This window comes from Rhodococcus sp. MS13 (assembly GCF_013277835.1).
In the GTDB taxonomy this organism is placed as follows: domain Bacteria; phylum Actinomycetota; class Actinomycetes; order Mycobacteriales; family Mycobacteriaceae; genus Rhodococcus_F; species Rhodococcus_F erythropolis.
This window is the reverse complement of the sequence record NZ_VBTL01000002.1, coordinates 36,940-48,807: the sequence shown is the minus strand read 5'-3', so window position 1 is coordinate 48,807 and position 11,868 is coordinate 36,940. Positions and strand designations below refer to the sequence as shown.

Below are 11,868 nucleotides of genomic sequence, written 5' to 3'. Positions count from 1 at the left end.
CCCGTGTTTCGTCTCTACTGCAACTCAGAGGGCTCACACGTTTTGTGTTGTGCGCATTTCCCCGAGTTCAGCGGTTCGAACGCGGACGAAGAGTTCACCACTCAGCAGAGTTTCGACCGCGCAGTCGAGAAGATGCTGCGCGAGGCGTCCTTCGAACCGACAACCCTGACGTTGGTGGGCGAGCAACAGGGATATCCAGTCGGAGACCACCTGTTCGATGCGACGGTTCCGCGAACCGGCAGAGTCTCCTTTGCCTTTCAAGAAGCCGGACCGCCGTGGATCGTTCTCGGCCTCGATGTTTCTTCTGAAAAATTCTGGTCCGAGATCGACGAAGACGAAGATCTCCTCGCCCTCGGCCCGATCTCTCCGTTGACGTCGGTCCCTGCCGTTGTACTCACTGCAACCGGGTGGCCACGGCAAAATGACCTCGACTCACCGTGACCTGAACTGGTTCATCACCCCGGTTCTCGTGAGATCGAACAAAAATCGGCATGATTTTCGTGAAGATCGACCGAGATGCCCGTCACGTCCTACGCCAAGATTTAGCGGTCACACTCGACCGCGCCCTCTCGAATTTCGCTCGGGCCCTGGCTCCTTCACGGAGGCACAATGAAACACCGCTCTTATCCGGCACTTGCAACGGCCGCGGGGCTCGCACTCGTGTTGTCGGCTTGCAGCTCGGGAGACACGTCCTCGGGCTCCGACGGCGGTGAACCTCTGACAGACGGAACCTTCCGTTATGCGTTGCAAGCCGATCCGGGTGCACTCAACCCGATCATGTCCGGCTCCGCGGCAACCGCTGACATCTCGAGGCTGGCCTACGACTCCCTGGTCTACCAGGATCCGGACACCAGTGAATTCAAACCGTGGTTGGCAGAGAAATGGGAAGAGACGCCGACCTCCGCATCCTTCACCATCCGCGAGGGAGTGACCTGTACCGACGGGTCGACGCTGAACGCGCAGACCGTCGCGAACAACATCAACTTCGTGGCTGATCCGGCCAACGGTTCACAACAACGCGGCACCACGGTCCCCGTAGGCGCTTCGGCCACTGCCGATCCCGCGACCCGCACCATCACGGTCACCACTCCGGCGCCGAGCCCCTTCCTCCTCCTCACGGTCAGTCGCCTCCCGATCATGTGCGACGCCGGACTCGCGGACCCGACCGCCTCGAACAAGAAGTCTCTCGGTTCCGGGATGTTCGAAGTCACCGAAGTCGCCGCCAACGACCACTACACGTTCGAGCGTCGTGACGGCTACAACTGGGGCCCCGACGACACCACCTCCGACACACCAGGTGTCCCCAAGACCGTCATCGCTGTCATGGCACCCAATGTCAGCACCGCCGCAAACCAGCTTCTCTCCGGCGAACTCAACGCATCTCCGATCGCCGGTCCGGACAAGGACCGGATCGAAGCCGCCAATTTCGCCTCGATCAATCGCCCGATGCCGTCCGGTCAGATGTACTTCAACCAGATCGCGAACAATCCCACCAGCGATCCCGCCGTTCGCAAAGCACTCATCCAGGGAGTCAATCTCGACGATCTGGCAGAAGTTATCACGGCCGGCCAGGGCACCCGCGCAACAAGTCTCGTCGGTGTAGAGCCCCGCGCCTGCGTGTACGACTCCGTCACCGGCAACATTCCGGACTACGACGTCAGCGCAGCGAAGGCAACCTTGGACGCGGCCGGCTGGACCGCCGGGTCGGACGGAAAACGAAGCAAAGACGGAAACCCGTTGACACTCCGCCTCTTCTACGCAGGAGGCGAAGAGGCTCGCAGCGCAGCAGCCGAACTCGCTCAATCTGCATGGTCGGATCTCGGCGCAAACGTCGAGGTAACGGGAGCCGACCAGACCAAAGTTGTCGACGTCATGCTCAGCGGTAAAGACAACAATCAGTGGGACATCGCATGGATCCAGATCAACAATTCGATTCCCAGCGGGTTCACCCCGTTCTTCACCGGACCTGCTCCGGCAGCCGGTAAGAATTTCTCTTCGATCAACAACCCCGCCTACGAAGCAGCGGTGGCCAAGGCTTCCGCGTTGACCGGCGACGCAGCGTGCGCAGAGTGGGCAGACGCCGAGTCGCAGATCACCAAGACGGTGTCCGCGGTGCCGTTCGCGAATACGAACATGAGCTTCTACTTCAACAAGGCCGGGCTCGCATTCGGTAAGTCCTTCATCGGGTCTGCACTGCGTCTCTACCAGTAGTCCGATCGATCGAAACCCCTGTGGCAACGAGATATGTCAGATCAGTGCGATCTGACGTATCTCGTTGCCACACCTATCGTCTCGTTGTCCAGCTCGACGTAGGTCAGCTGAGGAATCGTGGACGCAAGTTCCGTGAAAGACCACTTCGCAACGTTCTCGAATGACGGACGGAAATCGAAAATCTCCGGCCAGACACCGCTCGCCAATCGCTCGGCGCACCGATCGACGGACTCGTCGAGAGCGTCCGTGTCGACAAACCATCCACGTTCGCCGAGTTGGTCGTCCTCGAACGAGAACCCGACTCGCATCGTCACGCGAAATCCCTCGGCAGGCATCAGCGGCGGCAAATTCTTTGCGTCCCGCACGGGTGCCGGAAGCCGCCGGAAACCCTTGCCTCACAGCGAATGTACGACGGATCTCGATGCTGAACATGACGACCACGGTATCAATGTTCGTCGAGCACAGTTCTACGAGCGAACGAGCCTCGCAATCGCGTCGGTCGCTTCCTTCACCTTTGCCTCCGCCTCGGGACCACCGTCAACGGCAGCTTTGACGACGCAGTGGCTGATGTGGTCCTCGAGCAGCCCCATGGCCACCGCGTGGAGAGCCTTGGTCATCGCCGAAACCTGCGTGAGAATGTCGATGCAGTACTTGTCCTCGTCGACCATGCGCTGCAGGCCGCGGGCTTGACCCTCGATGCGACGCAGGCGCCCTAGGTAGTCGTCCTTGGCGGTGATGTAGCCGTGGGAATCACCCGTGCAGCACACATCGCCGGTCGTATCATTGCCCGGGGCACTGCTTGGAGCGTTGCCCACTTCTGTCGCTTCCGACATTCGATGTCCTCCTGTTCGTCAACGCGTGACTTCGCAACAATTCTCGTTACCGGGGCGATGTGCGGTTACTCTTCGACTTCCGTTGTCTTGCAGAGCAATCACTGCGCACATCGCCACGCATTTCGCTACTGCACGAACAGATGGGTGCATGGTGATCGCCCATGCCCGTTTTCCCGTTGCTGCGAAACTCATTCGGTCTCAGTGCCCGTGGTGCGAGTGGCTCGAGTGTTCGGCCCCAGGCGTGGTCGCATTGTCGGCAGTCAGAGTGAATTCCGCCGTACGCACCACTTCGCCATGTTTGAAGTCCAGGAACAACCGGTAGTCCTCAGCGCTCGGCATGTTGGCGTAGAAGGTGATTGCCGGTCCAGCCGGCGTGACACCGTCACCCGGATGACCATCCGGATGCACATGGAGATAGGCGAGGTCGGAGGCACGCAACGCGACCAGATGCCCGTACGCGGCAAGGTAGGGCTGCAAGTCTGTGACTGGGATTCCGTCACGACTGACCGAGAGCGTGAGCTTCGATGTCTGGCCGGCATGGGCCGCGCCTTCGAGAGAGACGGTATAGCCGTCGACCGTCGTGACGGCAGCAGCGGCGGGCAACGGCCGAGGATCATAGGACCCGGCGACGCGTACATCCGCACTCAGCGTCATTCCGTCACCCCCGTCCGGGGTGAAGTCAGCGAAGACTCGGTAGTCTCCCGCGTGATCGAAATCGACTGACACACGCCAGTTTCCGTTCTCGTCCAATTCGGGATGCACGTGTTGGAATCCGGTCAGGTCCAGACCGACCACGATCAGATGCAACTGCTTGTCGTGGGTGTCGGTGTACCTGGTCAACGGAGTTCCAACCGAATCCAGGATCCGGAACTGCAAGGGGACATGGTTGCCGACAGCCGCCTCCGACGTTGCCAATTCCAGTGTGTAGCCGTTGTCGCTGAACATCTTGCCCTCCAAAGTTTGGGTCGGCAGCACTTCCGTTGCCGTCTGCGTCGGGTTCGACACTCCTTGAATTCGAACCTGTTGCAATTTGTACCATACCCCCCTAGGGTATGCAACGAACTACTCGAACACCCTGAATTCACTCGAAGGAGATCCGATGCGCATCTACGCAGAGCGCCGGCCGAATGAGTTCCAAGAACAGCATTTCCCCGCGCACTTCAACGAAGCGCTGCGCCGATGTCGCCCAGGCTCGCTTTCGACACCCCCTGACCACACGAGCATCACCTATACCCCGTACAGGTAAGGAACTCAGAATGTCCACACAACCGAAATCCACCCGTAAGTGGTGGGCGTTGGCGTTGATCGCCGCCGCTCAGTTCATGGTCATCATGGACACCTCGATCATCGGTGTCGCTCTCCCCCAGATGCAGAGCGATCTCGGCTTTTCCCAGGAAGGCCTGACCTGGGTCTTCAATGCGTACGTCATCGCATTCGGCGGGCTACTCCTCCTCGGCGGCCGCCTGTCCGACCTGTTCGGCGCCCGCAGAGTGTTCTCCGCTGGTTGGCTGATCCTGCTGATCGGTTCCGTTGTCGCCGGTGCCGCCGGTAACGTTGCCGTCGAACTTGCGGGCCGCGCCGTTCAGGGTGCCGGTGCCGCACTCATCGCGCCATCGGCGCTCACCTTGCTGATGATGCTGTTCGGCAGCACGCAGAAAGAGATGACCAAGGCGCTGTCCATCTACGGCGCTGCCGCCCCGGCAGGCGGTACGGCCGGAGTGTTCCTCGGCGGCGTCATCACCGAATACACCAGCTGGCCTTGGGTGTTTTACCTCAACATTCCCATCGCCGTCATCGCGCTGATCGCTACTCCCCTCCTGATGCCGAACGCACCGGCACGTACCGGGTCGATCGACTTCCTCGGCGCACTCGCTGTCACCGCAGGTCTTGCTGTCGGAGTCTTCGGCATCGTCAGAGCACCTGATGTCGGATGGGGATCCGGGCAGACGTGGCTGGCGCTCGCCGTTTCGGCCGCTCTGTTGGGTGCATTCGTGTTGATCCAGTCCAAGCGTCGGGAACCTCTGGTGCGTCTGGGAATCTTCAAGGCGCCCAACCTCGGTGCCGCGAACATCGCTCAGCTCGTCCTCGGCGCTGCCTGGATACCGATGTGGTTCTTCCTGAACCTGTACCTGCAGCAAGTGCTCGGATACAGCGCCTTCCCGGCCGGTGCGGCGCTGCTGCCGATGACGATCTTCGTCATGCTCGGCATGGTCGTCGTGGCACCACGGGCCATGGCACGCTTCGGTGCAAAAGCGATGATCGTGACCGGATTGCTGGTACTGGGAATCGGTTTGGGTTGGATGTCGTTGATCCGGCCCACCGGCAACTTCTGGGTCGACGTACTGCCGGCGTCGCTCGTGGCTGCGGCAGGTATGACGCTGGCGTTCATTCCCTCACTCGGTACGGCGATTTCGGCTGCACGCCCGGAAGAGGGCGGATTGGCTTCCGGCATCGTCAACGTCAGCTACCAGGTCGGCTCGGCTGTCGGCCTCGCGGTGATGACCGCGATCGCAGCAGTGTTCGGCGCTGATCAACTCGGTGACCTGACGGAGTTGACGAACGGTTTCTCCGCCGTGTTCCTGGGAGCAGCCGCCATCGCAGTGGTGGGCGCAGCAATCACCGCGGTCGTGATGCGGTCGACCAAGGTCGACGATCCTCGAACCGTTCAATCCACCGTCAATTCTTGACCAACTCCGGTGGTGGGTTCGGCCGGCTGTCACCAGCCGAACCCACCACCGGCGGAACCACTTAGGACTCGTTATGTCGCGCCTTGCATCTCTCACACCCGCCACCGCTGTCGGTGCATCTAAAGACCTTCTCGCCGAACTCGTCAACCGTCATGGACAGGTCGGTGACATGGTCGCGGCGATGGCTCATTCGCCCGCCGTACTGGGTGGCTATCTGCAACTCAGCCGGGCAATGAAGCGAGCGAAACTGAGCCGCAAGATCACCGAGCGAATCTCGATCGCCGTGCAGGTCCAGCAAGGTTGCGCTGTTTGCCTCGAAGCCCACGTTGCCGCCGCGCACGCCAACGGCGTCGAGGCGGACGAGATCGAGCGTGCCCGCGCGGGCACGTCCGCCGATCCCGCCATCGCGGCAATGATCGACCTCGGACTTCGCGTCTATCGGGAGCCTGCCTCGATTTCAGACGAACACATCGCGGGCCTTCGAGCGCACGGCTACGGTGATCGCGAGATCGCCGACGTAGTCGGAATCGTCGCCCTCAATGTCCTGACCGGAGCTTTCAATCTTGTCGCGGGAGTGAAACCAGATGAACCGGACCGCTAGGACCGCACCGGAACGGAACAGCATGCGTCTGTTCTTGATTCGCGACTATCGCCTGCTCTTCAGCGCCCAGATCATCGCGCTGTTCGGCACCGGATTGGCGACGGTTGCGCTGGGTCTACTCGCCTACGAACTCGCTGGGCCGAGCGCCGGAGCTGTGCTGGCCACCGCGCTGACGATCAAGATGTCCCTGTACGTCGTGATCGCTCCACTCGCGGCGGCGTACGTCGACCGGTTGCCGAGACGTGCTTTCCTCGTTGCCCTCGACGCCCTTCGTGCAGCGGTCGTGATCGCATTGCCCTTCGTCAGCGAGATCTGGCACATCTACGTGCTGGTAGGCGTTATCCAAGCTGCGTCGGCAGCGTTCACTCCCACGTTCCAAGCGGTCATCCCTGACATCGTGACCGACGAGGCCGATTTCACCCGCGCACTGTCTGCATCGCAGGTCGCTTACACTATGGAAAGCCTGCTCAGCCCTGTTCTTGCCGCAGTCGCACTGTCCTTCATGACATTCAACCTGTTGTTCGTCGCCACCTCCGTGGGCTTTGCGGTCTCGGCACTGCTCGTGCTGGCCACCCGAATGCCCAACGCTCGCCGGAGTACTCACCGCAAGGCGTGGGATCGGATCGCGTCGGGGGTGCGAATCTTCGTGACCACACCGCGACTGCGCGGCATCATGGCACTCAATCTCGTGGTGGCAGCAGCCGGTTCGATCGTCGTGGTCAACACCGTCAACTACGTCCGCGACGAGCTCGGTGGAACCCAATCCGACGTGGCGTGGATGCTTGCCGCGTCAGGCACCGGCACGTTGGTGACCGCGCTGCTTCTTCCACGCGTTCTCGACAGAACCGCTGAACGCACTGTGATGACAGCAGGTTCCGTTGTCCTGGTCGTCAGTGCCAGCGCGGCAGCAGCCCTCGCCGTGGCCGGTGTATTCACGTGGATGCTCACTGCCGCAGTGTGGGCACTCGTCGGCGCCGGGATGGCCATGATCGTCACGCCGACCGGAAAAGTACTTCGGCGCTCCGTCGAGCCCGCAGGTATACCGGAGGTATTCGCAGCCCAGTTCTCCCTGTCACACCTCGCCTGGCTTGTCACCTATCCGATCGCCGGATGGGTTGGTTCGAGCGCGGGATTTGCGGTCACCTGGAGCATCCTTGCAGCGCTTGCCGCAGTGGGAGCCGTTGCAGGATTTGCACTTTGGCCTCGGGAGACAGTTGCTGAATTGCCCGGACAAGCGACGTACGAAACCACGCGAGGCGAATGCACCTTGGCGGCCACCCAGTGCGCGTGCGCTCGCACCGTCTGATGTCGACGGTCTGCCCGAACCCCGATTGGGCCTCAACGAAAGTGGTGGTGCAGCCATCGCCTGCACCACCACTTTTCGCTCAGCTCACGTCAGCGTACTTCCGCGGATTTGCGTCGAATCGAGGACCACAACCCTTGCAGCAAAACCAGTACCGATTACCTTCGTAGTCACGGAACAGGCCTTCCGCTTCGGCACGCGCCTTTTCGATCACACTGCCGGGCATGACCCGACATTCGACGAGTTCACTACTGCCAGAGTTGAGTAGGTCTTTCCCACCGGTCGGCATCGCCGTACCGACAGTGCCTACAGCGCCAATGGCGTCGGCCTTCGGGGTATTTCCACAGCCACAACTACTCATTGGGATTCCTGTTCTTTTGCTGGACGGATGTGGCCCGGAAAGCGAGCCCGACACAACCACCAATGTACCCCCTATAGGTATATTGGAGATAACTTGAAGGTCTGCGCGTACAGCACCTCGACACATAAACCATTGCAGGAGAACGAATAATGCGTCCCCAGTCTCGGATCACCTACAGCATCATGACACAAGAAGCATTATACCTACTGGGGGTATAGGGTAGGTCTGGCATCGGCCATCCATGTCCGCGAGGTCGTCGACGAAGAGGCGCAATGAAGAACTGGAAAGCCATCGGCAGCAGCCGATTCGCCGTAGTTGGAGCTTTGCTGTTGGTCGGCGCGCTCTGGGGAAGCTCGTTCCCCCTCGTTGCTGTGGCAGCACCAACACTCGGCGCCGTCGGCACGACGCACGGCCGCTTCATTGTTGCAGCGTTGGTTCTCGCACTGATAACGGCTTCCAGCAGATCGACCTGGCGCGCGGTCGGTCACCGGTTTCCTACATTCCTACTGCTGGCAGCCCTCAACGTCGCTGGGCCCCTGACGCTTGTCGCAACTGCGATCGTCGGCCTCAACTCGTCGACGGCGTCGATCCTGAATGCCACGACGCCGATGTTCACCGTATTCGTCGCCGCTTTCTGGCTTCGACAAAAGATCACCTGGCGAAAACTCTCGGGGGTCGCGATCGGCATCGTCGGCGTCTCGGTGCTCGTCGGTGGAATTCCGTCAGCGATCGACAGTCACGCAATGCTGGCCATTGGCGCATCTTTGACCGCGGCGCTGCTGTACGCAGTCGGAGGTGTTTACGCACGAAAGTCGTTCCAGGACACTCCACCGATGACACTGGCCCTCGGACAACAACTTGCCGCGGTTGCCCTATTGGTTCCCGTGTCCGCCGTCGCTCCCCCACCGGGGCCCATAACCGTCGGTCCACTCATCGCCGTGGCAGCCCTGGGGCTGGGGGCTACCGCCGGTGGCTACCTGGTCTACTTCTGGATAATTCGTCAGGCGGGTCCAGTCGCGGCATCGGCCGTCACTCTTCTCGTTCCGATTTCGGCATCAGCCATCGGAGTGCTGTGGTTGAACGAGCCTGTTACCTTCGCGCTCGTTGGCGGTCTTGTCATCATTCTTGCCGGAGTCGGCTTGCTCCTGGATCTTCCGCCGACGCGAGATCCGTTGCGCAGGGTTGCCCCGGGCCGGGCGGCTAGCGCGGACAAACGGCCGGTCAGCGGCTGATCGGAGCCGTCCAAAGTCCGACCAGCGCGTCGACGAGGTCGGTCGTGAAGTCCTCCCATGACGTGACCGCGTCCGGCCCCTCTTCGGCAAGCGTGCGCTCACGTTCGGCGAACATGTGCACGATCGCATTGCGTCCGATGTCCGCGCGGGCGCGTCGAACACTCATCGGCATGTCGGCCAGACAGTCAGAGAGTCCCCGAAGCGTCTCCTGCAGGGTGGGCGAGGCCAGTACCTCGTCGTAGACGATTTTCCGCAGGACCGGGTCGGTGAGAATCTGTGCACTGAACCGCGCGTACCAAGTCGGGCCACCCATTTCGGCGTAGTGATCGGTCGACGCCCGAACCAGACACGAAATCCAGTCACGAACGTTTGTGGACCCTTCGATCTCACGCAGCAGTTCGCCACGCTTCTTCTCGACCTGCTGGGAATGCTTGTTCACGATCGCGCGGACCAGATCGGTCTTGGTCCCGAAGTGGTATCCGACGGCTGCATTGTTGCCCTGACCTGCCGCTTCACTCACCTGGCGGTTCGAAACCGCGAAGACTCCGTGCTCGGCGAACAGCTGCTCGGCGACGGCGAGAATGCGGTCTCGGGTTGCAGCAGAGCGCGCGGAATTTGCGGCGCCGCCGACGTCGGCCGACGCGTCCTCAGTCCTCGTAGTCATGGACACCATCATCCTCGACCATCCGAAGCTGCTCGGCACCGGAGATATTCGTCACGATCGGAGGCGCACCCTTCCGTTAAGTCAGTCACTTGATTTAACTTTAGTTCAATCAACTGACTTAAACCATTATTCGTTCTTCCTCCGATGGAGTTACCGCAATGTCGTCAACCACTTCTCCACCACCGACAACGCCGCCACAGACAACGAAGTCGCCAGCCACCACCGCAGTGGTGGCTGTTCTGGCGTTTTCCGGCATCGTCGTCTCGCTCATGCAGACGCTGGTCATCCCGATCATCCCGCATCTGCCCGAGTACCTGAACGCGCCGGCGTCCGATACCGCGTGGGCTGTGACCGCCACGTTGCTCGCCGCCGCCGTCGCCGTCCCGACCATGGGCCGCTTGGGCGACATGTTCGGCAAACGCCGTCTGCTCCTGATCAGCATGGCGCTGTTGGTAACCGGTTCCGTGGTCGGAGCCCTCAGTTCAAGCGTTATCCCCCTCGTTGCCGGCCGAATCCTGCAAGGCCTTGCTGCCGGTGTCATTCCGCTGGGTATCAGTGTGATGCGCGACGTGCTTCCACCCAAGAAGCTCGCCGGCGCTGTTGCGATGATGAGCGCTTCGCTGGGAGTCGGTGGCGCTCTGGGGCTTCCGATCGCGGCTTTGATCGCCGAGTACGCCGACTGGCACGTCCTGTTCTGGGCGTCAGCCGTGCTCGGCGCGCTTGCGGCCGTTCTTGTTGTCGTCCTGGTCCCCGAATCGGCGGTTCGCACAGGAGGCACGTTCGATTTCGGCGGAGCAATCTCACTCTCAGCCGCCCTCATCGCTCTTCTACTCGCAATTTCCAAGGGTGGCGACTGGGGTTGGACGAGCACGCTCACGCTTTCCCTGTTCGGCGCCGCGATCCTGATATTCGGATTCTGGGCATGGTGGGAACTACGCACCCCCAAGCCGCTGGTGGATCTACGCGTATCCATCCGCCGCCAGGTGCTCTTCACCAACCTCGCATCCATCGTGTTCGGATTCGCGATGTTCGCCGCCAGCATGGTCTTTCCCCAGGTAGTCCAGCTGCCTGAAATCACTGGTTACGGCCTCGGCGGTTCGATGCTCACCGCAGGTCTGGTCATGGCTCCCTCCGGCATCATCATGATGCTGATCTCTCCGCTGTCCTCACGCATCACCAATTCGCACGGCCCCAAGGTGACGCTCATGCTCGGCGCCATTGTGGTCGCAATCGGTTACGGCATCGGCATTTTCGCCATGCACTCGATTTGGGAACTGATCGTGATCGCAGTAATCATCGGCGCCGGTACCGGTATGGCTTACGGCGCAATGCCCGCTCTCATCATGGGGGCTGTTCCTCCGTCCGAGACCGGAGCGGCCAACAGCTTCAACACTCTGATGCGCTCCCTCGGTACATCATTCGCCAGCGCCATCGCGGGTGTCGTCATCGCCCAGATGACCATGTCCGTCGGTGGGGCAACGCTGCCGTCGGAGAACGCTTTCCGCGTCGTCATGGCCCTCGCTGCCGGATCCGCCGTCATCGCACTCGTCCTGGCCGGTTTCCTCCCTCGGTTCCACGGCTCGAACTCCCGCAAGGAGATTGGTAGCCAGCACACCGATACGTCCCCGACCACGTCGAAGGAATCCGTCCCGACGCACTGAGCAAGTGCGCAACACACACAGCACGGCCCCGGCGGAGTCCAACTCCGCCGGGGCCGACGCGTTTCACACATTTTGCGGTTGATACACCTGCAGACGACCGTTTCGTGACATGCTCCGTTGAGATGGGTGCTCGTTCGATACTCGGGGAAAGGATGCCGCGATCGCCGCTCCTCGTGCTGACGTCGCCCTTGCCGTCGCCGCTGCTGCCGTCCTGGGCATAGGCGTCGGTGTTCTTCTTGCCGATGTCGTCGCCGGCCTGGCTGCAGGTGCCGGTGCTGCAGTGGTATTTCGGTTTGCACTTCGGATGATCAATAC

Annotated in this window: 12 protein-coding genes; 7 read left to right on the top strand and 5 right to left on the bottom strand. The window is 61.3% G+C overall.

Going from position 1 to position 11,868, the window contains the following annotated elements:
• Positions 1-3 precede the first annotated feature (3 nt).
• Both FEZ59_RS02680 and FEZ59_RS02675 read left to right on the top strand, forming a co-directional pair.
• Positions 4-441 carry a hypothetical protein gene (locus tag FEZ59_RS02680; protein ID WP_030534842.1) on the top strand — a complete coding sequence of 146 codons (438 nt, stop codon included), beginning with the start codon at positions 4-6 and terminating at the stop codon, positions 439-441.
• 168 nt (positions 442-609) lie between these two features.
• The gene (locus FEZ59_RS02675; protein WP_060939639.1) at positions 610-2,211 is read left to right on the top strand and encodes an ABC transporter substrate-binding protein; all 1,602 of its coding nucleotides are present in this window, start codon (positions 610-612) and stop codon (positions 2,209-2,211) included.
• 41 nt (positions 2,212-2,252) lie between these two features.
• On the opposite strand, the gene FEZ59_RS02670 is transcribed toward FEZ59_RS02675, so the two are convergent.
• The 3 genes from FEZ59_RS02670 to FEZ59_RS02660 all read right to left on the bottom strand — a co-directional run bounded on the left by FEZ59_RS02670 (position 2,253) and on the right by FEZ59_RS02660 (position 4,049).
• On the bottom strand, positions 2,253-2,519 hold the full coding sequence (locus tag FEZ59_RS02670) for a 6-carboxytetrahydropterin synthase (RefSeq protein ID WP_223257977.1): 267 nt from the start codon (positions 2,517-2,519) through the stop codon (positions 2,253-2,255).
• Between the two features lie 159 nt (positions 2,520-2,678).
• Complete coding sequence (locus FEZ59_RS02665; protein WP_020968305.1) at positions 2,679-3,044, bottom strand: metal-sensitive transcriptional regulator; 366 nt, start codon at positions 3,042-3,044, stop codon at positions 2,679-2,681.
• Between the two features lie 198 nt (positions 3,045-3,242).
• Positions 3,243-4,049 carry a hypothetical protein gene (locus FEZ59_RS02660; protein WP_172932202.1) on the bottom strand — a complete coding sequence of 269 codons (807 nt, stop codon included), beginning with the start codon at positions 4,047-4,049 and terminating at the stop codon, positions 3,243-3,245.
• Positions 4,050-4,300: 251 nt separating this feature from the next.
• On the opposite strand from FEZ59_RS02660, the gene FEZ59_RS02655 reads away from it, so the two are divergent.
• The 3 genes from FEZ59_RS02655 (at position 4,301) to FEZ59_RS02645 (ending at position 7,638) form a co-directional block, all read left to right on the top strand.
• A complete protein-coding gene (locus FEZ59_RS02655) occupies positions 4,301-5,731 on the top strand; it encodes an MFS transporter (protein WP_020968303.1) in 1,431 nt (476 codons plus the stop codon).
• Between the two features lie 73 nt (positions 5,732-5,804).
• Positions 5,805-6,332, top strand: a complete 528-nt coding sequence (locus FEZ59_RS02650; protein WP_021333740.1) for a carboxymuconolactone decarboxylase family protein — start codon at positions 5,805-5,807, stop codon at positions 6,330-6,332.
• Entirely contained in the window at positions 6,316-7,638 is a 1,323-nt protein-coding gene (locus FEZ59_RS02645) for an MFS transporter (RefSeq protein WP_202022426.1), read from the top strand. The genes FEZ59_RS02650 and FEZ59_RS02645 overlap by 17 nt, the downstream gene beginning before the upstream one ends.
• Positions 7,639-7,717: 79 nt before the next feature.
• Here FEZ59_RS02645 and FEZ59_RS30365 read toward each other — a convergent pair whose 3' ends face one another.
• The gene (locus tag FEZ59_RS30365; protein ID WP_021342727.1) at positions 7,718-7,861 is read right to left on the bottom strand and encodes a YHS domain-containing protein; all 144 of its coding nucleotides are present in this window, start codon (positions 7,859-7,861) and stop codon (positions 7,718-7,720) included.
• A gap of 407 nt (positions 7,862-8,268) precedes the next feature.
• On the opposite strand from FEZ59_RS30365, the gene FEZ59_RS02635 reads away from it, so the two are divergent.
• Positions 8,269-9,228: a DMT family transporter gene (locus tag FEZ59_RS02635; protein ID WP_172932199.1), complete on the top strand. Its 960-nt coding sequence runs from the start codon at positions 8,269-8,271 to the stop codon at positions 9,226-9,228.
• Here FEZ59_RS02635 and FEZ59_RS02630 read toward each other — a convergent pair.
• Positions 9,218-9,892: a TetR/AcrR family transcriptional regulator gene (locus FEZ59_RS02630; RefSeq protein WP_080909042.1), complete on the bottom strand. Its 675-nt coding sequence runs from the start codon at positions 9,890-9,892 to the stop codon at positions 9,218-9,220. The genes FEZ59_RS02635 and FEZ59_RS02630 overlap by 11 nt on opposite strands.
• A 158-nt stretch (positions 9,893-10,050) precedes the next feature.
• Here FEZ59_RS02630 and FEZ59_RS02625 point away from each other — a divergent pair, with 158 nt between their 5' ends.
• Positions 10,051-11,553, top strand: coding sequence for an MFS transporter (locus FEZ59_RS02625; protein WP_172932198.1), 1,503 nt, complete (start codon positions 10,051-10,053; stop codon positions 11,551-11,553).
• The last annotated feature ends 315 nt before the right edge of the window (positions 11,554-11,868 follow it).

Coding starts and splice junctions, on each gene's coding strand:
- FEZ59_RS02675 (WP_060939639.1), top strand. CDS start 610: ATGAAACACCGCTCTTATCCGGCACTTGCAACGGCCGCGGGGCTCGCA.
- FEZ59_RS02670 (WP_223257977.1), bottom strand. CDS start 2,519: ATGCGAGTCGGGTTCTCGTTCGAGGACGACCAACTCGGCGAACGTGGA.
- FEZ59_RS02665 (WP_020968305.1), bottom strand. CDS start 3,044: ATGTCGGAAGCGACAGAAGTGGGCAACGCTCCAAGCAGTGCCCCGGGC.
- FEZ59_RS02655 (WP_020968303.1), top strand. CDS start 4,301: ATGTCCACACAACCGAAATCCACCCGTAAGTGGTGGGCGTTGGCGTTG.
- FEZ59_RS02650 (WP_021333740.1), top strand. CDS start 5,805: ATGTCGCGCCTTGCATCTCTCACACCCGCCACCGCTGTCGGTGCATCT.
- FEZ59_RS02645 (WP_202022426.1), top strand. CDS start 6,316: ATGAACCGGACCGCTAGGACCGCACCGGAACGGAACAGCATGCGTCTG.
- FEZ59_RS30365 (WP_021342727.1), bottom strand. CDS start 7,861: ATGCCCGGCAGTGTGATCGAAAAGGCGCGTGCCGAAGCGGAAGGCCTG.
- FEZ59_RS02635 (WP_172932199.1), top strand. CDS start 8,269: ATGAAGAACTGGAAAGCCATCGGCAGCAGCCGATTCGCCGTAGTTGGA.
- FEZ59_RS02630 (WP_080909042.1), bottom strand. CDS start 9,892: ATGACTACGAGGACTGAGGACGCGTCGGCCGACGTCGGCGGCGCCGCA.
- FEZ59_RS02625 (WP_172932198.1), top strand. CDS start 10,051: ATGTCGTCAACCACTTCTCCACCACCGACAACGCCGCCACAGACAACG.